The 396-nt window shown below is 74.0% G+C and carries 1 protein-coding gene; it reads left to right on the forward strand.

Going from position 1 to position 396, the window contains the following annotated elements:
- The coding region (locus tag SB658_RS22150) for a hypothetical protein (RefSeq protein ID WP_410602349.1) at positions 1-219 on the forward strand (219 nt) is incomplete at its 5' end.
- Between the last annotated feature and the right edge of the window lie 177 nt (positions 220-396).

Genomic DNA, 396 nt, shown 5'->3' on the forward strand with positions numbered 1-396 from the left:
GTGACGAACGAGCCCGGCGGCGCGCTGGCCCGGTCCGCGCAGCGGGCCGATGCCGACGTGATCGCCGTGGTCGCCCCCGCCCAGGCGGCGGCGTTCGCGGATGCCGGGTTCGAGCTCTTCGAGGGCAAGGCGGCGACGGTGGAGCGCGCCTACGACTGCCGCGCTTTCGTGTGCCGGTTGCCGGTGTCGGATCCGGCCGCGATCTCGTCGGGTCGCTGAGCGTCAGCGGGCGTTGCGCGGGTGCTGTCTCGCGGTGCGCTCGTTGCCCCGGCGGTAGTTCCCGGTCAGGCGAGCCATCAGCAGCTGGGCATCACCGTGCTCGACGTCCACGAGGAACTCCTCGGCGCGGGCGCCGCGCAGGACCGCGGCCGTCGTCCCGTTGTGGCGGATGACGAC

This window comes from Bacillus sp. SIMBA_008 (genome assembly GCF_046535495.1).
GTDB lineage: Bacteria > Bacillota > Bacilli > Bacillales > Bacillaceae > Bacillus > Bacillus subtilis.